The sequence below is a fragment of the Paenibacillus apii genome (assembly GCF_011043685.1).
GTDB classification, from domain to species: Bacteria; Bacillota; Bacilli; order Paenibacillales; family Paenibacillaceae; genus Paenibacillus_AQ; species Paenibacillus_AQ sabinae.
In genome coordinates this window covers 14,121-35,405 of sequence record NZ_JAAKGU010000007.1, presented here as the reverse complement: position 1 = coordinate 35,405, position 21,285 = coordinate 14,121, and the positions used below count along the sequence as shown (strand labels likewise).

Below are 21,285 nucleotides of genomic sequence, written 5' to 3'. Positions count from 1 at the left end.
AGGGCATACCCCGGAAAGGAGAAGGATTTGCATGAAAGAAAAAATCACTTACGGCTCAATTGATGAGTATATTTCAACCTGTGCTCCGGAGGTTCAGGAAACACTTCAAACGTTAAGAAAAGTGATCCAGGAGGCGGCGCCGGACGCGAAGGAAAAGATTAGCTACCAGATGCCTACATTTGATCTCTACGGCAATCTTGTACATTTTGCGGCGTTTAAAAAGCACATCGGTTTCTATCCGGCCCCGAGCGGAATCGAAGCGTTCCAGGAAGAGGTACAGAAATATCACAAGTCGAAGGGAACCCTGCAATTTCCCATTGATGAGCCGCTCCCGTATGACCTTATCAGCCGAATCGTGAAATACCGGGCTGCAAGCAACATCGCAAAGGCGGAAGCCAAATCGAAACTGAAAGGAAGATCCGTTTGAGCATCCATTCATAAGCTGGAACGGTTGGGCCGGTCCTGATGGATCGGATTGTATAATAAGGCGGCCAGAATGAGAAGGTTGGCGACGGTTCCTGCTTTGGCATCCGGCCACCAGAGAATAATCAGCGTTTGGGAAACGGCCACAGCGATAACGGCCAATACCTTCCACCACGGTCGCCGGGCCGCAAGGCCGATAGCGGACAGAATGAACAGAACGACGCAAAGGAACCATATAGCGCCCAAAATCTGGTGCATATACCCGGGAAGCCGGATCAGCGTCTCCCCTGAAAGCTCCGGAATCGCGGCAATCCCCAGCTCGCTAAGACCTCCCATTAAATGAACCAACCCATGCAGCACCATAATCGCAAAAACGATCCAGACCATAACCCTCAGAGCTCCTCCTTTTAAAATATCTCCTAAAACAGCTCGGATTCATTGTACTCGATTTCCGTAATCTCGCACTGAAACCAGGTGAAATCTCCGGTCTTTTCCTTCCACACGATATCCGACCTTGAAGGAATACGAATTCCGTTAAACGCTTTGAACTCCTTGTTCACTCCGCCCCAGTCGCATAATTGAGCGCTGTCAATCCTCATCCACCCATATATTCCCTTCGAACATATGATATAGTGATAGATATCGACTATAGGTCTTAAGAACCGGCAAGATTCGCCTTAGTTCTTACAGTCTTCGCTTGGGGAGCGCGGCGTTTCGATAGATAAAGATTTTTGGGGGGAGCAAGGGTGTATTGTCATCAGTGCGGGGCGAAAAACGCTCCGGAACAAAAAACATGCGTCAAATGCGGCGCGAGACTGCTGACGGCGGAGGTGCGGCAGGCGGTTCTGGAGGTGGCTGCGGGAGCGGAGGCAATGCAGCGGCCGCCGGCGTACCGGCAGGGAGAGCCGGTGGCAAAGCGCGAAGATAAGGCCTCGGGAGCCGGAGGCGTCTTTCAGTGGCTGATTCCGCTGCTGTTTGCGGGATGCGTAGGTCTTGGTCTCATGCTGTATTACAGCCATGAACAGTCCGTGAACCGGACGGTGGCGGCACTGCACCAGCAGGCAAAGAAGGAGGCCTTGGCCGGGCGATATTCGCAGGCGGTCAAGCTGCTGGATGAGGCTTCGGCGAAGCGTCCCGGTTTCGCCGCTCTGCGCCGGGACCGCGACCTTGCGGCCAAGGCGGCGGGACTGCAGAGCCAGCTGAAGGAGGCCGCGGAGCAGTTGAAGGCGCAGAAGCTGGATTCCGGAGAAAAGGCGCTGAAGCAAATCGCCGCCGCGGTAAGCGAGCGGGAGGAACCGCTGTTTGCGCCGCTCAAGAAGGAGCTGGCGGCGGATCAGGTGAAGCTTACGGTAATGAAGGTGAAGAGCGGACTGGACAAGCTTCATACGGTGGACGCCTTGGCGGAGAAGCTGGACTCGCTTAACGGACTTTCCGGTCAAGAGGCGGCCGCGGTAAAGGCGCAGATCATCGGCAAAATTGTCGGGATCAGCTATGCGGCAGCCGAGAAGAAGCTTAGGGACAAGGACTTTGCCGGGGCCTTGGATGAGGTGGACGGCGGCCTGCTGTACGCCGCGGACAACGAGAAGCTGACGGCGTACCGGGAGCAGATCGTACAGGCCAAGCAGGAGTTCGAAGAGGCGGAGGCGAACCGCATCCGGCTCGCCGAGCAGAAAGCCGCGGAGGAAGACTTGAATAACCGGATGGCGGCTGTGGAGGTATCCGGGCTGCAGGTGGTTCTGGACGATTACGGCGATTTGCAAATCAGCGGAACGGTTACCAACAAGGCGACGCGGCCGATTGAATCTGTAAGCATCAGTCTCGATATTTACGATTTATCGGGGGCTTATCTGGGGAATACATATGCGAGCGTATCTCCCTATCGTCTGGAGCCGGGAGAGTCGGGGGATTTTTCCGCTTCGTATTACGGGGTATACAGCAAGGCCAAGGTTTCCGTGGCCAATGCGACCTGGTATTTGGAGTAGGGGGCGGAATAACATGCGTAAAGGAACTGCGATAAGCGTATTTTTCAGCATGCTGATCATAGGTTTAGGAGCTGTAGGCGCATACGGCATTCATCTTTGGACCGAGCGTCAGCTCAGCGGGGGGCCGCTGCTGGCGACGGGACAGGTCAAGGCGCAAGCGGCCGCTGCGCCGAAGACGGCCGTTAATGCGAAGAAGACGCGTAAAGAGATTATCGAAGACAGCCAGAAGCGCGTCGTCACGATAGAGAGCGGGGACGGGCTTGGCTCGGGCTTTTTGTACAACGCCAAAGGAGATCTGCTGACGAACGCCCATGTGGTGGCTGGCTCGCGGGAGGTTATGGTGCGTACGATGGACCACCGGGAATACACAGGACAGGTAATCGGTATCGGCACGGATTTGGATGTGGCAGTCGTACGTGTGCCGGAGCTTAAGGACACCCAGCCGCTTCCGCTTGCCCGCAGCGGTAAGGCTGAGGTCGGAGACGAAGTTCTGGCTCTGGGCAGTCCGCTGGGCCTGGAGAATACGGTAACGACCGGTATTATCAGCGGTGTGGGCCGCAGCTTCGACATCGAGCCTTATAGCTACAGTAATCTGTACCAGATTTCGGCTCCGATCACCCACGGCAACAGCGGCGGGCCGCTGGTGAGTGCCGATACCGGCGAGGTGCTGGGAATCAACTCTGCCGCCGCAACAGAGGAAGCGGGCATCGGGTTCAGCATTCCGATTGCGAATGTGTTGAAGCAGGCGGAAGAATGGTCGCAGCGGCCGATGGCCGAGCTGCCGGGTGCAAGCGGCGGCGGCTACGATACGGCTGAAAGCGATGGGCTAGAGGGCAGCCGGAGCCTCGTGGCGTCCTTCTATCAGAGCCTGAATGACGGCGATTATGTGACGGCGTACTCCCTGCTTGGCAGCGAATGGCAGAGCGGGACCGCTTATGAAGATTTCCGAAGCGGCTATCTGGAGACCGGCTATATTTCTGTCGGTACCCTATCGGCTGAGGAGCAGGGGGACGGAGCCTTGGTTACGGTCGATATTACGGCGGAAGAACGCCGGGACACGGGAACCGTGTATCAGACGTACCAGATGAGCTATTCGGTGGGGGTAGAGAACGGCAAGCTGAAGATTTTGCACGGTAAAGGCAAGAAAGTGGATTAAAAAGGGGCCATAGCCCCGCTTTTTCAGGCGTGAGAAGGCGGGCTATGGCTCTAAGTGTTAGCATCGTCGGTAATGAAAGCTGCGGTTTGGCGAACGCCAGCCTCTTTAGTAAGAGCCTTCGGCGATCATAATATCGCCTTCCAGGTTGGCAACGGATAGATCCTGTTTCAGGTACATGTCATCATGTGGAAGGGCCAGCTGGAAATCACGGCCGCTGCAAATGGAAATATCACCTCCTTCAAGGACAAAATCCAGCACATGTCCACCACCGTTGCGAGCCTCATTGATAAAATGCAGATGATACCCGGCCACTCCAATCCCTTGCGCGAAAGCGGGCGTCCAGAAACCGGCAATCACACCGTCCACATCGGCAAAATGAAAGGAAGGCTGGGACTTTGTCACTTCCACAAAGGGCGGATACGGTTTGGCCTGATGCGGGACCGTGCGGGTATTGACCTCCCGGAAATGTCCGTCGATCCGGATGGCATGAAACAGATTCGGGCTTTCAACCAGCCCGTCCAGCACCTTCTCCAGCTCGGGACGGGTAACCGCCTTATTCAACCGGGAGGTCTGCTGTTTTTCAAAAAAAGTCACGGTAGAGAACGGTGTGGTTTCGTCAAGACTGACTTTTTTGGCGGTTCCGTCCGGATACAAATGAAAGAATTGATCGTCAAAGGCGATCATCTCGCCGTCCAGCTCATGAAACGTGCCGATACCGAAATCCCCGTGCTTTTGGAGCTCTCCAAAAGTGACCGTCCCGTCATACAGTCCGCTAAGCAGTGCAATCATAGTCGAGGCTTGGTAGATTACATGATTATCCATTTGTCTGCAGCTCCTTTTTCTGGATGGTATGAAATGATCATATCAGTTTGCTTTATCAGGCAGCAGCTTTTCCCCGAGTTTGCCGCTGTCCCGGTAGTCAATCGGGATATCGACAACCACGGGGCCGATTTGGTCGAGCGCGCAGCGCAGCACTTCTTCGAGCTGTTCCGGCTTGTTGACCCGCAGCCCCACCGCGCCGAAGCTTTCGGCATACTGGACAACGTCAATGCTGCCAAAGTCTACGCCTGAGGTTCTGCCGTATTTGCCTATTTGCTGGAAGGCGACCATATTATAGGATCCGTCGCTCCAAACGATATGCACAAGCGGAAGCTTCAGGCGGACCGCCGTTTCCAGCTCCATCGAGGAGAAGAGGAACCCGCCGTCCCCGGATATGGAAACGACTCTTTCGCCCGGACGCACCAGCGCCGCGGCAATGGCCCAAGGCATTGCTACGCCGAGGGTCTGCATGCCGTTGCTGAAGAGCAGCCGGCGGGGCTCATAGCACCGGAAGTAGCGCGCCATCCAGATATAGTGCGAACCGACATCGCAGGTGACCGTTACCTGGTCGTCAATGAGCTTGCGCAGGGTGAGAATGAAATCCAGCGGGTGAACCCGCTCGGCGTGGGGAGAGCGGACGCCGGTTCCGTCCTGATCCAGCTTCTGCCGAAGCCCGTTCAGCAAGGAGAGCGATTCCGGGGGGAGGTGATAACTGGCCAAATGGGAGGTTAATGCTTCGACAGTCAGCGCAATGTTGCCGATTAATTCGATCACCGGCTGATAATCCTGATCGAAGTCGGCATGCCGGTTATCCAAATGATACACCTGCCGGACGCCTTCGCGATTCCACAGGTAGGGATCGTATTCTATCGGATTATAGCCGATCGTTAATACGGCATCGGCTTCTTTCAACAGAAGATCGCCGGGCTGGTTCGAGAATAGACCGACTCTGCCCATAAAATGCTCTTCCAGGTCGCGTGAGATGACGCCGGCGGCCTGAAAGGTTTCAACAACCGGAATGTCAGTGCCCCGGATGAGATTCCGGATCGCGGAGGTCACTTCCGGCGAGCTTGCCTTCATACCGAGCAGAATAACCGGGAGTTTGGCGTTGCGCAGTTTGTCTGCAGCCGCTTCGATAAGGACGGAGGGGGCGGTCCCAAGCTGAGGGGTGTTCAGGGGCCCGAAGCTGAAAGGGGCTGCTTCGCCGTGAAGGACATCCATCGGCAGGCTGACGAAGGCCGCTCCCGGCTGGGCGGTGGAAGCCTCGCGGAACGCGTTGGTAATCGCTTCGGCGATATTGTCCGGATGTTCGACTTCCACGCTGTATTTGGTGACCGGTTTGAACAGGCCGGCATTGTCCATCGATTGATGCGTATGCTTTAACCGGTCTGCCCGGGAGACGGCTCCCGCCAGCGCCACAACCGGGTCGCTTTCGGAGTTGGCCGTCGCGAGCCCCGTGACCAGATTGGAAGCCCCAGGGCCGGAAGTGACCAGGCATACCCCCGGCTTTCCGGTCAGGCGTCCGACAGCCGCCGCCATAAAAGCGGCGTTCTGCTCATGCCGGCAAACAATAAGTTCCGGGCCTCGTTCCCGCAAAACGTCAAATACGGCGTCGATTTTTGCTCCGGGAATTCCGAAAATGTACCGAACCCCTTGCGATATCAAACTGTCAACAACCAGATTGGCACCATTTGTCGCGGCGATCGCCGTAGAGAGAGTTGATTCTGCTTCCGCACTCATCCTATCCATCTCCTTGTCTCTGAAATCTTTGAAAATCCATTTCCTTTTCAAAATTTCCATGAATATACAGAAAGCGCAATGCCAACACCTATTATATTACCAAAAAAAGTAAAATCAAGTGAAGAAATTTCAAACATCTATTGTTATAAATAACATAAGTTTACATTAATGCTCTTGGCGAAGTATCTAGTTCAATCATTAAAATTTGATAAATCCATGGCCGGCACAGTCCTATGAAAGCGTTGTCTATGGTATAGTGAAAGCAGGAGTCACAGGACAAAAGGGGGCTTACCATGACGATTGCAACTACGATGATTATCCGGCTGGATATCGAGAAATCGGTCGCTTCTTTCGGAGATGTCGCTTCCGCGATTGCCGCGGCTGGCGGGGATATTGTCGCCATCGACGTGATCCGCGCGGGCAGGGAGATCACGACCCGGGACATTACGGTCAACGTGCAGGATGCCGGCAACGAGGAAATCATCCGCGTGCTGTCCGGCATGCCCGGGATTAAAGTGGTCAATGTATCCGACCGGACATTCCTGGCCCATCTTGGCGGGAAAATCGAGGTCAGCCCAAAGCTGCCGATCAAGAACCGCGAGGATTTGTCCCAGGTCTATACGCCGGGAGTGGCGCGTGTCAGCATGGCTATCGCGGAGGATAAATCGAAAGCGTATACATTGACAATGAAGCGCAATACGGTGGCGGTTGTGACGGATGGAACGGCAGTGCTTGGCCTCGGAGACATCGGACCGGAAGCGGCCATGCCGGTGATGGAAGGAAAGGCGATGCTGTTCAAGCAGCTGGCCGGAATTGATGCTTTTCCGCTCTGTCTCGATACGAAAGATCCGGATGAGATCGTCCGAATCGTCAAGGCGGTCGCCCCGGGCTTCGGCGGCATCAACCTGGAGGATATCTCCTCGCCCCGCTGCTTCGGCATTGAGCGCCGGCTGGCGGAGGCGCTGGATATCCCCGTCTTCCATGACGATCAGCACGGGACGGCGGTCGTCGTTCTGGCGGGACTGCTGAACGCGCTCAAAGTGGTCGGCAAGCCATTTGAGACTGCCCGCATCGTCGTTGCCGGAATCGGCGCGGCGGGCGTCTCCATCTGCAATCTGCTGCTGTCGGCCGGGGCGGGACATGTCTGCGCGGTGGACAAGGAGGGCATTCTCTGCAAGAACGTGCCCTACACCAACGAAGAATGGCAGCTGCTTGCCGAATCTACCAATCCGGAAGGGATAACAGGCCTGCTGGGGGAAGCGGTAAAAGGGGCCGATGTGTTCATCGGGGTGGCGGGAGCCGGCATTCTGACCGTCGAGCATGTCCAGAGCATGGCCCCGGAGAGCATCATCTTCGCGATGGCCAATCCGATTCCCGAAATCCAGCCGGAGCTGGCCGAGCCGCATGTGCGCGTTCTGGCGACGGGAAGGAGCGACTATCCTAACCAGATCAACAATGTGCTGTGCTTCCCCGGTATCTTCCGCGGCGCGCTGGACTGCCGGGCACGGACCGTGAATCTGGAGATGAAGCTGGCGGCCGCTCAGGCGATCGCAGCGGTCGTTCAGCCCGATGAACTTAACGAGCTGTACATTATCCCCAGCATTTTTAATGAAAAAGTGGTTGAGCACGTGCGCGCCGCTGTCATTGAAGCAGCCATCCGTACCGGATCGGCGCGCCGGATACCTCCGGATTTTGCGGGGAGGCAGGAGAAATAAAGCAGCGGCTAACCGGCAAAAAAAGACAAGCAAAAACAGCCCAGCCAGGCCTGATGCCTGACTGGGCTGTTGGTATTCAAGCGGACTAAAGCCGGAAGCTTTAGTCGCTCAGGCGTGAGCAAATTCTCTCGCCCGCAGTTCGACCCTGCGGATTTTGCCCGAGCTAGTCTTCGGAAGGTCGGAGACGAACTCGATTTTGCGCGGGTATTTATAAGGAGCCGTAATTTGCTTGGTGTGGGCCTGCAGCTCTTTTACCAGCTCCGGCGAAGCGGCGCTCTCATCCCGCAGAACGACAAAGGCTTTGACCACATGGCCCCGGATTTCGTCGGGACTGGCTACGACCGCGCATTCTTTGACGAGGGGATGCTTCATGAGCGCTTCCTCCACCTCAAAAGGCCCGATCGTGTAACCGGAGCTGATTATAATATCGTCGCCCCGGCCCTCGAACCAGAAGTAGCCGTCCTCATCCTTGGATGCCCGGTCGCCGGTAATAAAGTAATCGCCGCGGATGGAGCTCGCTTTGCGTTCCGGGTCTTTGTAGTAGGTCTTGAACAGAGCCGGCATGTTCACATGCACAGCAATGTCGCCGACCTCTCCCGGAGGAAGCGGAACACCGTTCTCGTCCACCACATCGATCATGCCCTGCGCCGTCGCCCGGCCCATGGAGCCGATCCGGATCGGCATGTCCTTCAGCGTACCGATCAGCAGCGTGCTTTCCGTCTGTCCGTAGCCGTCCCGGATCGTGATGCCGAAGTGGCGGTTGAACTCGTTGATGACCTCCTGGTTCAGAGGCTCCCCGGCAGACACCGCGCAGCGGAGGCGGGAGAGGTCGTACCGGCCGAGTCCGTCAATCTTGGCCATAAGCCGGTACTCCGTCGGCGTACAGCACAGGACGTGGATTTCCCGGTCCTGAATCAGCTGCAAATACCGGTTCGGATGAAACGAACCGTTGTAGACAAAGCCGGTGGCTCCGTTGCCCAGCACGGACAGGAACGGGCTCCAGATCCACTTTTGCCAGCCGGGAGCGGCGGTGGCCCATACCGTATCCGATTCCCGGATGTCGAGCCACAGCGAAGTGATGCGCAAATGCGCGTAGCCCCAGCCGTGGGTATGGGCGACCGCCTTCGGGTTGCCGGTGGTGCCGGAAGTGTAGGCGAGGATCGCCATGTCATCCCGGCCGGTGGGAACGGCGGCATAAGTATCCGGCCGGCCTTCCATCAGTTCGTTCAGATCCACCCAGCCTTCTTCGGCTTCTCCGGCGTCCTCGGACACCGAGAGGCGGAAATCAAGAGCCGGAAGATCCTCCGCGATTTTATTCACTTCTCCCGTAGCCTCCGACCAGCAGATCACGGCTCTGGTTTCAGAGTGGCGAAGGCGGTAGGACAGATCCTTCGCGCGCAGCATTTCCGACGAAGGAATGATGACGAGCCCAAGCTTCAGGCATGCCAGGTAGATCACATAGGCGATAATCCGGCGCGGAACCATAACGAGCACCCGGTCGCCCTGGCGGAGCCCAAGCTCCGCCAGCCCGCCGGCCAGCCGATTGGCCCGCTTCAGCAGGTCACCATACGTAATTTCCTCATATTCCCCTTTGTCGCTTAACCATTTCAATGCAAGCTTGCCGGAAGGATGGCGTTCCATCTCCGACGTAATATTGTAACGCTCCGGAGCTATCCATTGCTTATAATCCAATACCAACATCTCCTTTATAGGCGCTAGGTGTCTTCATGATCACTCTTATTGTAGCATGAACTCTTAGTACCAGATGCTAATTTAAATGTCGATATAAAAAAATATTCTTGGTGCCGCTATCCGGACGTGAGCTTTATAATAAACGTTCGTGTTCTTTATAGAGTACAGTGAAGATGATACATTAATACAAGTCCGAATAATCCATCGTACATTGGGGGAACGGATCATGGAGAATACACAGGAGTCCAGCAGGGATACGGTTTCGGAGCTGCTCAGGAAGCGGGCGGCCTGCGCCCCTCGAGATATAGCCTACAGTTACCCGGAATGGGAGCAGCATTACACCTGGTCCGACATGTGGGAGAACGCCTCCGCTTTGGCCAAAGGTTTGCTGCGCCTTGGAGTGGCAAAGGGCGACCGGATCGCGCTGCTCATGCAGGGAAGAATGGAGATGATCCTGGCGATGTTCGGTGCGGCCTGTATCGGCGCCATCATCGTTCCGCTTAATGCATACTCCAAAAAGAATGAGCTCCGGGGTTATCTGGACGATGCCAAGCCTGAAGTTCTGATTATCGGAACGGAAGGGTATGGTCAGTGCTATCCCGCGCTTGTCCGGGAACTGATCGCCGAATCGGACCAAGAACACCCGTGGATTCCTTCCCATGTATTCGTGGCGGGCGGGGATGAGGAGACCGAACTGCCGTTTCTTCCTTTTTCCGATCTATATACGCTGGCTGGCCAAATCCGGGAAGGGGAGTTCCTGGAAGCGTGCCAAGCGGTAAGGTCTGTAGATCCGCTAATTCTTCTATACACCTCGGGAACGACGGGACGGCCCAAGGGCGTCCTTCGTACAACCTCATCTTTTCTGGTATCGGAAGGCGGCTTAGCGCAGCGCGGCAGAGCAGCCGAGTGGCTTACCCGTCTAAGTGACCGCATCATCCGGAAATTCTCACTCATGAACCTGCTTCCGCTGCACCATCTGGGCGGCTTTACCGCGATATTTACCGGGCTGAAAGCCTGTAATATCCGGATCGTCATGCTCAGCTATTTTCATCCTGTGAACGCTTTATCGGTGCTGGAGCGGGAGAAGTGTTCGATCCTGTCAGGAACCCCGTTTATGATTCAGCACATGCTTGCCGTTCCGGGACGGGAAGGCTGCAGCTTGTCGTCACTCCTCGGCGTTGTGTTTACGTCGCCTACGGAGAACAGCGCTTTTCTGAAAAATATAATACATGACCCGCAATTGAAGCTCGTCTTCTTTATGGTCAGCTACGGCTCGTCCGAAGCAGGCTCGGTTTCGAACGGCGTCTGCTTCGTGAATCGCCGAAAGAATGCGGCGTTGTCCATGCTGTTCAAGCTGCTGAACTACTCCAATCTGCTCAGCGGGCGCATCGACCCCGGCGAATTTGAAGCCGGAGACTGGATCCATGGGGGAAAGGTGGACCGCGGAGTGCAGGTCCGTATCGTGAATCCGGATACGGGGGCGGTCCTTTCCTGCCTCGAGCAAGGCGAAATTCAAATCCGGAGCCACCGGGTCATGCGCTATTATACGGAGAAGCAGAATGGCTCTTCGTTCACGGTAGACGGCTGGTATAAATCCGGGGATTTGGGATTTTTGGATGACAGGGGCCAGCTGAAAATCACCGCCCGAATGAAACGCATCTCGTGGGGCGGAGAAACAATATCTCCCGCTGAAATTGAACGCGATAAATGTTGTTGAGCCTGGTTTGGAGACTTTGTTCTTTATAAAGCACGAAAAAGATGATACATTAAGTACAAATCTTGGATGCAAGCATTTGTGCCGCCTGGCATTATCGGGCGTTAAGCTTCAGATCGGGAGGGTCAGGATGGGTGCGATCAGCGGATTTTACAGGTTTGGAATGGATACGGATGCCGCCCCGGACGGCGCGTCCATTTTCGGAAAATTGAAAGTCTTCGCGTTTGACCGGTCCGCGGAATGGGCCGATTCGTCCGTGCATCTGGGCTGCGGCATTCAGTACAACACGCCTGAATCGGCAAGGGAGGAGCTGCCTCGCTTAAACTCGGGCGGCACCCTGGCCATTACGGCGGATGCGATCATTGACAACCGGGCGGAGCTGCTGGAGCAGTTCAACCTTAAAGACGGGTCTTCGGACGTTATAACCGACAGCGAGCTGATTATCCGGGCTTACGAGACCTGGGGGCACGCCTGCCCCCTGCATCTTGTCGGCGATTACGCGTTTGCGATTTGGGATATCGGCAAGGAGGAGCTGTTTGTCGCCCGCGACGCCATGGGATCGAGGACGCTGTACTATACATGCGAGAACGGTTATTTTGCCTTCTGCACGGTGGAGACCCCCTTACTCAGTCTGTCCGGTGAGCCGGGCGAGCTGAATGAGAAGTGGATCACCGATTTTTTAGCGATTGACGGAATACAGCATGAACTGGAATGTGAAGGCACTGTTTACCGGGGGATTTACCAGCTGCCGCCCGCTCACTATGGAATCGTCAATATGAAGGGTCTGGTCACAAAAAGGTATTGGGAGCCGCTGAAGGACATCAAGCCGATCGTGTATGGCAGTGACGAAGAGTATGTCGAGGCCTTTAACCGGTGCTTCTCTGAAGCGGTGGCGTGCCGGCTGAGAAGCGCGGGCGAGACCGGGATTTTTCTGAGCGGCGGGATGGATTCCGGTTCGATTGCCTCGGTTGCGGCCCCATTGCTCGCGGATCAGGGAAAAAAGCTGTACGGCTTCACCTCCGTCCCGGTGTCCGGTTTCAGCGGGCGGCCGTCCGGAACGGCCATCTACAACGAATCCCGTGAAGTGGAGCTGATCGGACAGGCTTATCCCAACATCGATATCACTTACGGCAGCTTCCCCGGCAAGGATTGCCTGACCGACGCCGATGAACTGCTTCGAATTTTTGAGCAGCCTTATAAAATCTTTCAGAACATGACCTGGTATCATTCCTTCCTGAAGATGGCCGCCGGCCAAAAATGTACGGTGATGCTGAACGGCCAGACCGGGAACAGCACGATCTCATACGGCAATTTCGGGGTTCAGCTGGCGACGCTGTACAGACAAGGAAGAATCGCTGCGGCGGCCAGGGAAATCTATCAGTTCAGCAAATTGGTAAAGGCGCCGGTAAGGAAGGTGCTGAAAAGCGCAATTCCGGTTGTCATGCCGTACCGCTTGAGCGTTTGGAAGCACCGGAGGGAGCTTAGGACGTTCGACCGTTTTGAAAATATGGTGGTGAAAAGGTCGCTAATCCAAAAATGGGATGTCGTGAGCGGGCTCGACCGGATTGGAGCCAATACGCTGATCAGCCGTTTTCCAGACTATGGGGAAGACCGAAAGGCCAGAACGAGCCCTCTGCCGTTTGCGCATATTGGAGCGGTGGAGACCAAGTTATCGCTGGCCCATGGAATTACGATCCGCGATCCGTCCCGGGATAAGCGGGTCTTCGAATTCTGCATGGCTATTCCCCCCGAGCAGTTTGTGCGGAACGGACAGGACCGTTATTTGCTGCGGCGGGCCATGAAAGGCATCCTTCCGGACCCGATCCGGCTCAATATCCGGACCAAGGGTCAGCAAAGTGCGGACTGGATCTACAGGCTGGCTCCGCAGTGGCCCGGGGTTCTCGCCGAAGCGGAGAGGGCGCTTGCGCATGGCGGCCTGGACCAATACGTGGACAAGGATAAGCTGAAGGAGAAGCTTGCCAGAGCCAGCCGGGACGCAAGCGAGAATGATGAAAATCTGATCCGGTCGATTGTCATTACCGTTATTTTCGCCAGATTTATAAGAGCATTTAATCCGACACCCGAGGTGGTACAATGAGCGATCCCGATTTCGAGTTTCGTTATAAGGCGTTTGGCCTGAATATCGCTTCTAATTTCCTGCTCGAAGGGCTGCTGCCCGCGGACGGGGAGCCGGAAGTCTATATCCGTGAGGGAAAGGTGCGTGTCGACATGCCCGGTCCCCCGGGTTCTTATGGGTACACTCTTGTCGGAGATGACGGTTTTGCCTTTCGCGTCAAGGATATCGGCACCTTTCTCGTAATGGGCGGCACACAGATTCTGGCGGAACGAACCGAAGGCTGCGAGCCGGGTGCCCATGTGCTGTTCATTCTGGGGACCTGCATGGGCGTGCTCTTGTTCCAGCGCGGCCTGCTTCCGGTTCACGGCAGCGCGTTGGCGCTAGAGGGCAAGCATATGATCGTGACCGGGCATTCGGGTGCGGGCAAGTCTACGCTTACAGCGGCATTGATCCAGCGCGGCTGCGCTTTTTTGGCGGATGATATCGCGGCGCTCCAGGAGGACGAAAACGGTGAGCCGTGGATTATGCCCGCCTTTCCCAGACAAAAGCTGTGGCGGGATACGGCCGAGCAGATTTTTGGCAGTGTGGATTCATTGGAACGAATTCCGGGTATAAGGGATAAGTATCATGTATCGATGGACAGCGGGTTTATCGAGGCCCCCCGAAGGCTTGACGCCCTCTTTGAATTGTCCACTCATCTGGGAGCGGAGGTCATTGTCTCCGAGGTGAAAGGACCGGATAAGCTGATGGCCGTATTAAGGAATATTTACCGTTCCGAGTTTGTGGAGCTGAGGGGTAAGCAGGGAGAGCATTTTATGCGGTGCTCTGCGCTTGCCGCCCGGATCCGTGTTTTCCATATCGAACGTCCGGAGAATGGTTTTACGGTTGATGAACAAATCAAGGACATTGTTCATAAATTAAGCGGTTTATAATTGGGTAATAGTAAATTTTTGTGGCATTTTATTGAATTTATGGAATCGGCTATGCCAAGATCGTTCGCAATAACGTCCGAAAATTCTTGATTTTTCGAATTATCTATTGTATTGTAATATCAAATATTGCCAGTGACATCGAGGTTAACAGGGAATATGCGGGGCAATGGCGATATTTAAATATCAGGAGGTGGAGTATATGATTAAAAAGGTGTGGGAAAAGCCAGAAGTGAAGGAACTGAAGGTGAGCGGCACTGAGTATGGCACGAAAATTACCCCTAAGGTTGACGCCACCTGGACGGACGGAACGCATATTTTTTACTCTTTCAGCTAATTGATTTTAAACGAAGGAGACCTCAAACGGTTTAAGGTTTGAGGTCTCCTTTAATGTTGATAGGAAGAGCTTGTCACTTGCTTTGAGTGACAAGCTCTTTTTGTTCATATAAAACGCCGCCGGACAGCCGGTAAATATGGTCGCAGACATCAAATACGGACAAGCGGTGCGTGATGGCGATGCATGTTCTCGGAGGCTCGGCATTCCGGATATTTTGCAGGACCGCCCACTCCGTATCCATATCCAGGGCCGATGTCGCCTCGTCGAGCAGGAGGATCGGCGCCGGCCGCAGCAGGGCGCGGGCAATGGCGATGCGCTGGGCCTGGCCTTCGGATAAGCCCGAGCCGTGCTCGCCGATAACCGTATGAATGCCGTGCGGAAGCTTCTCTATAAAGCTCGAAGCACAGGCTGTGTCAAGGGCGGCACGGATTTCCTCATCGGTGGCCGCAGGATTGCCAATCCGCAGATTGCCTTCGATCGTGCCGGAGAACAGCGTGTTGCCTTGCGGCACATAGGAAAAATAAGACCTTGTATCCGCCGAAAGACGGAGGGGTTCGCGGCTCTTGCCGATGATGCTGATGTTTCCGCTTTGCGGTTCGAGCAATGCCAGCAGAAGCCGGAGCAGCGTGGTTTTGCCTTCTCCCGAGGTCCCGATCAGGGCGACAAGCTCGCCGGGCTTTATGCGAAGGTTAACGTCGGTAAGAATCGGCTTGCTCGATTCATAGCTGTAGGCGACATGCTCCATGCGCAGTTCGGACAGGCTTTCCTCGTCAACAGACGAAGGAGCCTCTTTTTTGGCTTCCGGCTGCAGCTGTTGAAATACGATCAGCCGCTCCGCCGAGGTGATCATGGCGATGAGGACCGGGAACGTGCGGGCCAGACCTTCAAGAGGTCCCTGAATCTGCCCGACAAGCTGCAAGAACGCGGTAAACATCCCGAAGCTCGCGGCCCCGGTGGAAATGCGGAATGCGCCCCAGATGAAGGCAAGGAAGAAGCCGAGCCGGTAGCCGATTCCCATGGTCAGGTCGGCCGCCGCGTTAAAGCGCGTGCGTTTCAGTATCCAGAACAATCGGTTCTGCTGGGAAGCCTGCACCTTCTCCAGACTGTTTTGTTCATTCTCGAACGTTTTGACAATCAGCAGGTTCTGGATGCATTCATGCAGCAGGGAACGATAGCGGCTTTCGGCGGACTGGATCTGATGCTGCATCCTCTTCAGCTTGCGGCCGATATACCAACTAATGAGTACGGATACAGGGCCGAGCACGAAGGCAAACAGCGCCAGCGTTTTGTCAAAATAGAGCAGTGTAAGGAAGGCGGCCGCGAACTGGACAATCAAGGCGATGATGTTCGGCAGGGTATTGATCAATCCGTCGGTAACATTGGCGGCATCGCTTGTCAGATGGGTCAGCAGATCGCCGCTGTGGTATTTACCGGCAGCGCTCCACTCCGTCCGGTATAGCCGGTCCATAAAGCGAAGCTGCAAATCATTGGCTACCGTCTCTCTCAGTCTAACGGTTCTCAGGGTCAGCAAGGAGGAAAGGCCCAGCTGGAGAATCAGAATCAAGGCGAATGCTATGGCGTAGACTCCGCTTAGGCGCATGCTGCTCTGTACGGCATGATCGATGACCTGCTTGGAGGCGACGGCGAGGGCCGCGCCGCTCAGGGAAATGACGACATTTAAAAGGATGATCCCAGACAGCGCACCCCATTTTCCCTTCATGCACTGCGTCAGCCAGCGGTAAATATCGGTGTTAAAGAGATGCCTGAGTTTGTTCATGCGTAATCTCCCCAATCTGCCGGATTACTGGAAATAGTTACGGGTAAAGCAGGGACTAAAGTGTGGGTTCGTTCGCTGTAAAAAACATCTGGAAGTAAATACTTGGAATATGTCTCTGGTCTTAAGGTGAAGTCTATCAAAGATCAATCAAAAATCAAGTGTGAGATTTTACGGCTTGGCGGATTGCTCTTATGTTATGTATTTACAAATTCCGGATTCCATAATATTCTTTATAAAGAACCACTTTGTAGTTAATTTAGACTATGTGAAAGAGAGGACCTGGAAGTATGGTAACGTGTATGAAGAAATACACACGGCTAACGCTGATTGTGCTGCTCGCCAGCGCGATTATGCTGCCAGCCTCTGCCTATGCATCCTCCGGCCCGGCAGAAGCGAAGTATTCCTCTTCTTATGCGACCTCCTTTTTATCCTCACTGACCAACGTGATTGCCTCCTGGTTTGACAAGGAAGCAACAACGTCCCACAGCGGCAGCAACACATCCGGCAATTGGTTCAGTTGGCTAAAAGGCAGGGACTGCGATGATGAAAAGGATTGGTGGGAGGACAATCAGCATGATTCCTACAAGCTATGGAAAAAGTATTACAGTTATAAATGAGAATGGCCCGGGATGCCCCGGGCCATTTTTTTTACTTATTCAGGATATTGCCGCTCTGCACGTCATTGCTCTTCAGAGCAAGTATGGCTTTATTCAGAATATTGTTCTTGACGGTATACGGCGGCGCATTTACACCCGCATAGATGGTGGAAATGCCTATGGCGGCGATGTTGGAGGACACTGTATTGCCGATAATCGAGACGTTGAAGACATCGGCGGGATCGTTACGTTTCCAGTAGTCGTTGATTTTGATCAATTCGACCGAAGTCCGGGCCAGCTTCATGGCCGTCACCGTATTATTTTCGAGCACGACCCGGTTGGCCGTTTCAACCGTAATGGCTGAAGCATCCCCGTTGACGTTGAACTTGGAGTTCGTGATCTTCAGATCCAGATTGGCATGGCTTGCGATAAGGGCGGTGTTGCCGGTGGTGTTAGAGGTAAAGGTGCAATTATCGAAGCTGTAAACGCCATTCGCAACTATGGGGGAACCGAACCGGCTGCCGTCCGCCGCTTTAAATACAGAACTCGTGTACGTTCCCTGCGGTAAAGTCATGCCTTGCGCGGAGTTGAATCCGAGCACTTTGATATTCTCGAAGGTTGATCCCGGTTTCGGGCTGCCGTTGAAGCTGGCCAGTGCGGCTTCCCCGGTTATGGTCACGTTGGACACGTCAATGGCTTCTCCGCTTAGGGCAAAGCCCGCGTCCACCTTCTTGGTAATCCGGATATTCACATTGGAAACTTTGATGCCTTTCGGATTCTTGGCGCTGACGGACAGCTTCCCGTTGGTGATCTCCATACCGTCGATGATGATATTGGGCCCTTGGAAGAAGGTGCCGGAATCATTCATTCGGTTGTTAAGGAAAGTGGCGTCGTGATAGGCCATGATCCGGGTTCCGTCAAAATGATTGTTAACGATCTTGGCGTTCTTAAACGGCTCGGATATGGCAAGGCCGATGATGCCTTTGGAAGCGAGATGGTTGCCCTCAACGGTTGCGTCATGCCCGTCATACAGGATAACGTCATAAACCGCATTATTATAGAATTCGTTGTTTTTAATGAAAATATTGGTGTTCAGGTTTCCATTCTCGCCATATCCGCCTTCAACGTCAATCCCCGATTGGGGCGCGATGCCTTTCATATCATGCAGGACGTTGTTTATAATCAGCGCATTGTCGGCCCCGCCGACCGTAATGCCCTGGCGGCGGTTAAAGGCGAACTCGGAGTTCTTAACGACCGCATTCTGGGTGACAGTCCGGTTCCAGGCTTCCAGATAAGCTCCGGTGGACGCGGCTTTATTGAAGACAAGGTGGAAGTAAGCCGCGCCATCCGGTATTGTCATGATTTCTCTGGCTATAGCTTGCTGATTCTTGATGAAGGAACCGTCCGCGCGATAGAAATACACGGTGAAGCTGACGGGCAAATTGGCGATATTGGATATTTCGAAGGTCCGCTCGGTCTTGAAGATGGCGTGGCTAAAATAAATGCCGTCTTTGGTCCGGACCTTGGCGCTGTCGCTGACCGGCTGGCCGGTTGCGCTGATTCCGCCGGACACAAAGCTGGCGGCGTACAGATCCTTGAACATGGTGCCAAAGCCGCCAAGCACCAGCCCGTCGCCGGTGAAATTCATCGCTTTGACTCCATCTATCGTCGTGTTCTTGGCGCCTTCGACGAATATGCCGTATCCGCCTTCGTGAGTACCCGTATTATAAGGGTCTCTCTGGGAATAGTCGTGGGTCAGCTTGTCGCCAAGGTAGGTTCCGCCGCGAAGCGTTACATTGTTGGCGCCGTACCCGACATACATGACATCGTAACGTTCCTTGCCGTTGGTTTCTTTCTGCAGGACGGCATCCATCGGCAGATCGAACAGCATATCGCCGACCATGTTGATCCGGCTCGCCTTGTCAATAAGATAGGTTCCGGCCGGAAGCGTAGTTGCGGTAATACCGTTCTGGCGGGCCCAGACCAAGGCGTTGTTAATGCCCTTGACGGTCTCCACCGGATGCGTGCCGTCGTTATAGATTCCCCAGCGTGCCAGTTCAATCAGATAGTGCGTGGGAGAGGCCGTCACGGGCGCGCTCAGGGGCGAGCGGTTGCCGCTGGTGTCAACGGCTTCGACCTGAATGCTGTACGTGACGCCGAAATCCAGCCCTTTCGCCTCGTAAAAGTTCTGCGCGAGCGGCGCGGCATTCTTTTTTTGCCCGTTCACATAGACGTTGTATCCGGCCAGATCGCTTTCCTTGCCGGCCGCCCAGGAGACGGAAACTTTGCTTGGACCGCCTGTCGCAGTTACCTCCGCGGGAACGGCCGGCGGGGTAATGTCTTTCGTCCGGATGGAAAGATCAATGCCGCTTGAAGTCTTCACAACCGTATAGACCGTTTTGAGCGTGAAGGAATATTCAGTCGCCCCGGATAGTCCTTCCGCCTTGAATCTGCCGTCCTTCGAAGAGCCGATCAGCACGCCGCCCAGGTAAATATCCACCCGGTCAAAGCCCGGAGAGACGGGATTATTCCAGGTCAGCGTTACCGATGTGCCATCGTCCACAGCAGTCAGCCCGCTGATTTCTTCGGGCTCCACGTAATCCGGAGCCAGCGGTGTGACCGATACTGTGATGGAGGGCTTCGATTCCAGCAGGGCGTCATTCACAGCGGTCACATACATCTTATAGGTTTGGCCATTCTTCAATCCGTTCAACTTGTAGGTGACGCCGGTTACCGTATCGGTATTGTTCTTTAAGCCGTCCACATAGATATTGTAGCCGATAATGCCGCTCTCGCCGCTCTCCGTCCAATTTAACAGCGCCGCGCTGTCCGTAGCGGAGGCGGACAGTCCTGCTGGAGGGGATGGGAGACTGGCAGTGGCCGTCGTCACGCTTAATTTGGTGCCTGCGGACTCCAGGCCGTCCCGGTTAACGGTTTTGAGTACATAATGATAGGTTGTGCCGGGAACCAGACCGGTCTCCTGATAGAATCTATCAGCCGTTGATACCTTCAGGCTGCCTTCTTTATAAATGTTAACAGCTTTAAAATCGGCATAAGCCGGATTGGTCCAGGTAAAGGACAGGCTGGTCGGACCGCTGAGCGGCTTCAAGCCGTACACTTCCTGCAGCACAGTCGTTGGGCTGGACGCAGGTGTTGGCGTAGGTGTTGGCGCAGGCGCCGGTGTCGGTGTCGGTGTTGGCGCAGGCGCCGGTGTCGGTGTCGGTGTTGGCGCAGGCGCCGGTGTCAGTGTCGGTGCAGGCGTCCGCGTGGCTGTCGGCGCGGGAGTCGGCGTCGGCACGGGTCCGGGCGTCGTACCGGGCGACGGGGCTACGGTCGGTTCAAGGGACGGTTCAGCCGAAGGAGCCGAAGCACCCCCGCCTCCGGTTCCGCCGCCGCCAATGGCGGCCATCGCAACAGCGGCGGAAGGCTCGCTCGCGGATACGCCTTCCGGCGAAGCGGACGGGCTGGAAGCAGCCGATGCCTCTTGTAATCCGGCGTCTCCGTACCGCAGATCCTGGTAGAGCGTTCTTGCGAGCAGGGCCGCGAATTCGGAGCGGGTTACCTTTTTGGACGGCTGGAATTTGCCGTTCTCGTCTCCGACTGCGATGCCGTTCGTTAAGAGCTTGTCGATGGACGAAGCCGCCCAGTGGTTGCCGACGTCGGAGGCGAGGGCCGCATCATTCGCCCCCTGGCTGTTCAGATCGAAGGCGCGCGCGAGAAGCACGGCGCTGTCGGCCCGGGTCAGCGTCTCGCCGGGACGGAACGAGCCGTCCATATAGCCGGTGATGAGATTGGACTTCTTCGCGGCTTCGATGTACGGATAGGCCCAATAGGCCGGCGTCACATCGGAAATCGCCTGCGGAACGCCATCATTCGGGTCGATGTCAAGCTGACTTGCCTGAACGATGATTTTGACGGCTTCGGCCCGGGTGATCGGATTGTCCGGACGGAAGGTTCCATCGTTGTACCCGCCGACCAGCTGCTCATCTTTCAGGCGGTAGATCTCTTTTTGCGCCCAGTGCTTGGACGAAATGTCAGAGAACAACGCCGGACCGGCTGCCTCCGCCCGGGGAAAGCTTGGCGTGAGCAGGGCGGCGATCAGAAGCAATGTGAGAGTTCCTGCTATTTTTTTCATGCGGATTATCCCTTCTGTTGAGGTAATTTGTAATCGGAATTGTTGCCTGACATAGTTTATCGGAATTCGCTATAAAGGATTGAAGACGGAAAACAGGAGATTTGGAGGAAAAAGGGCAGGTCTAAAGAACCGTTTTTGCGGAGTGGGACTTAAGCCTTTCCATTCGAAAAAAAACGTGATAGTCTAAAATAGC

General features: G+C 55.1%; 16 protein-coding genes. 9 read left to right on the top strand and 7 right to left on the bottom strand.

Annotated elements, in window-relative coordinates; genetic code table 11:
* Positions 1-31 precede the first annotated feature (31 nt).
* Positions 32-427 (top strand): iron chaperone, encoded by a 396-nt coding sequence (locus G5B47_RS15540; RefSeq protein ID WP_165099755.1) that lies wholly within the window; start codon positions 32-34, stop codon positions 425-427.
* An 8-nt stretch (positions 428-435) separates the two neighbouring features.
* On the opposite strand, the gene G5B47_RS15535 is transcribed toward G5B47_RS15540, so the two are convergent.
* Together G5B47_RS15535 and G5B47_RS15530 are read right to left on the bottom strand one after the other, a co-directional pair.
* Positions 436-810 carry a hypothetical protein gene (locus G5B47_RS15535; RefSeq protein ID WP_165099753.1) on the bottom strand — a complete coding sequence of 125 codons (375 nt, stop codon included), beginning with the start codon at positions 808-810 and terminating at the stop codon, positions 436-438.
* A 32-nt stretch (positions 811-842) separates the two neighbouring features.
* Positions 843-1,022, bottom strand: a complete 180-nt coding sequence (locus G5B47_RS15530) for a DUF6920 family protein (RefSeq protein WP_165099750.1) — start codon at positions 1,020-1,022, stop codon at positions 843-845.
* Positions 1,023-1,169: 147 nt separating this feature from the next.
* Here G5B47_RS15530 and G5B47_RS26055 point away from each other — a divergent pair, with 147 nt between their 5' ends.
* Positions 1,170-2,405 carry an FxLYD domain-containing protein gene (locus G5B47_RS26055; RefSeq protein ID WP_025333328.1) on the top strand — a complete coding sequence of 412 codons (1,236 nt, stop codon included), beginning with the start codon at positions 1,170-1,172 and terminating at the stop codon, positions 2,403-2,405.
* Between the two features lie 13 nt (positions 2,406-2,418).
* Positions 2,419-3,561 (top strand): S1C family serine protease, encoded by a 1,143-nt coding sequence (locus G5B47_RS15520; RefSeq protein ID WP_025333329.1) that lies wholly within the window; start codon positions 2,419-2,421, stop codon positions 3,559-3,561.
* 105 nt (positions 3,562-3,666) lie between these two features.
* On the opposite strand, the gene budA is transcribed toward G5B47_RS15520, so the two are convergent.
* Both budA and alsS read right to left on the bottom strand, forming a co-directional pair.
* On the bottom strand, positions 3,667-4,383 hold the full coding sequence (gene budA / locus G5B47_RS15515) for an acetolactate decarboxylase (RefSeq protein WP_025333330.1): 717 nt from the start codon (positions 4,381-4,383) through the stop codon (positions 3,667-3,669).
* A gap of 42 nt (positions 4,384-4,425) precedes the next feature.
* Positions 4,426-6,120 (bottom strand): acetolactate synthase AlsS, encoded by a 1,695-nt coding sequence (gene alsS, locus G5B47_RS15510; protein ID WP_165099748.1) that lies wholly within the window; start codon positions 6,118-6,120, stop codon positions 4,426-4,428.
* 293 nt (positions 6,121-6,413) lie between these two features.
* Between alsS and G5B47_RS15505 the strand changes: the two genes are divergently transcribed.
* Positions 6,414-7,835, top strand: coding sequence for an NAD-dependent malic enzyme (locus G5B47_RS15505; protein ID WP_165099745.1), 1,422 nt, complete (start codon positions 6,414-6,416; stop codon positions 7,833-7,835).
* 108 nt (positions 7,836-7,943) lie between these two features.
* Here G5B47_RS15505 and G5B47_RS15500 read toward each other — a convergent pair whose 3' ends face one another.
* The gene (locus G5B47_RS15500) at positions 7,944-9,476 is read right to left on the bottom strand and encodes an acyl-CoA synthetase (RefSeq protein WP_407945227.1); all 1,533 of its coding nucleotides are present in this window, start codon (positions 9,474-9,476) and stop codon (positions 7,944-7,946) included.
* 277 nt (positions 9,477-9,753) lie between these two features.
* Here G5B47_RS15500 and G5B47_RS15495 point away from each other — a divergent pair, with 277 nt between their 5' ends.
* The 4 genes from G5B47_RS15495 to G5B47_RS25930 all read left to right on the top strand — a co-directional run bounded on the left by G5B47_RS15495 (position 9,754) and on the right by G5B47_RS25930 (position 14,584).
* The gene (locus G5B47_RS15495) at positions 9,754-11,244 is read left to right on the top strand and encodes a class I adenylate-forming enzyme family protein (protein WP_165099741.1); all 1,491 of its coding nucleotides are present in this window, start codon (positions 9,754-9,756) and stop codon (positions 11,242-11,244) included.
* A 127-nt stretch (positions 11,245-11,371) separates the two neighbouring features.
* Positions 11,372-13,339, top strand: coding sequence for an asparagine synthetase B family protein (locus G5B47_RS15490; protein ID WP_165099738.1), 1,968 nt, complete (start codon positions 11,372-11,374; stop codon positions 13,337-13,339).
* On the top strand, positions 13,336-14,250 hold the full coding sequence (locus G5B47_RS15485) for a phosphoenolpyruvate carboxykinase (ATP) (protein WP_165099736.1): 915 nt from the start codon (positions 13,336-13,338) through the stop codon (positions 14,248-14,250). The genes G5B47_RS15490 and G5B47_RS15485 overlap by 4 nt, the downstream gene beginning before the upstream one ends.
* 199 nt (positions 14,251-14,449) lie before the next feature.
* Complete coding sequence (locus G5B47_RS25930; RefSeq protein ID WP_264370891.1) at positions 14,450-14,584, top strand: hypothetical protein; 135 nt, start codon at positions 14,450-14,452, stop codon at positions 14,582-14,584.
* A gap of 73 nt (positions 14,585-14,657) precedes the next feature.
* Here the strand turns inward: G5B47_RS25930 and G5B47_RS15480 are convergent, their stop codons facing one another.
* Positions 14,658-16,361, bottom strand: coding sequence for an ABC transporter ATP-binding protein (locus tag G5B47_RS15480; protein ID WP_165099734.1), 1,704 nt, complete (start codon positions 16,359-16,361; stop codon positions 14,658-14,660).
* Between the two features lie 299 nt (positions 16,362-16,660).
* On the opposite strand from G5B47_RS15480, the gene G5B47_RS15475 reads away from it, so the two are divergent.
* On the top strand, positions 16,661-16,978 hold the full coding sequence (locus G5B47_RS15475) for a hypothetical protein (RefSeq protein ID WP_165099732.1): 318 nt from the start codon (positions 16,661-16,663) through the stop codon (positions 16,976-16,978).
* A 31-nt stretch (positions 16,979-17,009) separates the two neighbouring features.
* Here G5B47_RS15475 and G5B47_RS15470 read toward each other — a convergent pair whose 3' ends face one another.
* Positions 17,010-21,092: an S-layer homology domain-containing protein gene (locus G5B47_RS15470; protein WP_165099730.1), complete on the bottom strand. Its 4,083-nt coding sequence runs from the start codon at positions 21,090-21,092 to the stop codon at positions 17,010-17,012.
* Positions 21,093-21,285 lie beyond the last annotated feature (193 nt).

What these genes read in the sequence shown, in the direction of transcription:
- G5B47_RS15540 (WP_165099755.1), top strand. Translation starts at nt 32, where the DNA reads ATGAAAGAAAAAATCACTTACGGCTCAATTGATGAGTATATTTCAACC.
- G5B47_RS15535 (WP_165099753.1), bottom strand. Translation starts at nt 810, where the DNA reads ATGGTCTGGATCGTTTTTGCGATTATGGTGCTGCATGGGTTGGTTCAT.
- G5B47_RS15530 (WP_165099750.1), bottom strand. Translation starts at nt 1,022, where the DNA reads ATGAGGATTGACAGCGCTCAATTATGCGACTGGGGCGGAGTGAACAAG.
- G5B47_RS15520 (WP_025333329.1), top strand. Translation starts at nt 2,419, where the DNA reads ATGCGTAAAGGAACTGCGATAAGCGTATTTTTCAGCATGCTGATCATA.
- budA (WP_025333330.1), bottom strand. Translation starts at nt 4,383, where the DNA reads ATGGATAATCATGTAATCTACCAAGCCTCGACTATGATTGCACTGCTT.
- alsS (WP_165099748.1), bottom strand. Translation starts at nt 6,120, where the DNA reads ATGAGTGCGGAAGCAGAATCAACTCTCTCTACGGCGATCGCCGCGACA.
- G5B47_RS15505 (WP_165099745.1), top strand. Translation starts at nt 6,414, where the DNA reads ATGACGATTGCAACTACGATGATTATCCGGCTGGATATCGAGAAATCG.
- G5B47_RS15500 (WP_407945227.1), bottom strand. Translation starts at nt 9,476, where the DNA reads ATGGAACGCCATCCTTCCGGCAAGCTTGCATTGAAATGGTTAAGCGAC.
- G5B47_RS15495 (WP_165099741.1), top strand. Translation starts at nt 9,754, where the DNA reads ATGGAGAATACACAGGAGTCCAGCAGGGATACGGTTTCGGAGCTGCTC.
- G5B47_RS15490 (WP_165099738.1), top strand. Translation starts at nt 11,372, where the DNA reads ATGGGTGCGATCAGCGGATTTTACAGGTTTGGAATGGATACGGATGCC.
- G5B47_RS15485 (WP_165099736.1), top strand. Translation starts at nt 13,336, where the DNA reads ATGAGCGATCCCGATTTCGAGTTTCGTTATAAGGCGTTTGGCCTGAAT.
- G5B47_RS25930 (WP_264370891.1), top strand. Translation starts at nt 14,450, where the DNA reads ATGATTAAAAAGGTGTGGGAAAAGCCAGAAGTGAAGGAACTGAAGGTG.
- G5B47_RS15480 (WP_165099734.1), bottom strand. Translation starts at nt 16,361, where the DNA reads ATGAACAAACTCAGGCATCTCTTTAACACCGATATTTACCGCTGGCTG.
- G5B47_RS15475 (WP_165099732.1), top strand. Translation starts at nt 16,661, where the DNA reads ATGAAGAAATACACACGGCTAACGCTGATTGTGCTGCTCGCCAGCGCG.
- G5B47_RS15470 (WP_165099730.1), bottom strand. Translation starts at nt 21,092, where the DNA reads ATGAAAAAAATAGCAGGAACTCTCACATTGCTTCTGATCGCCGCCCTG.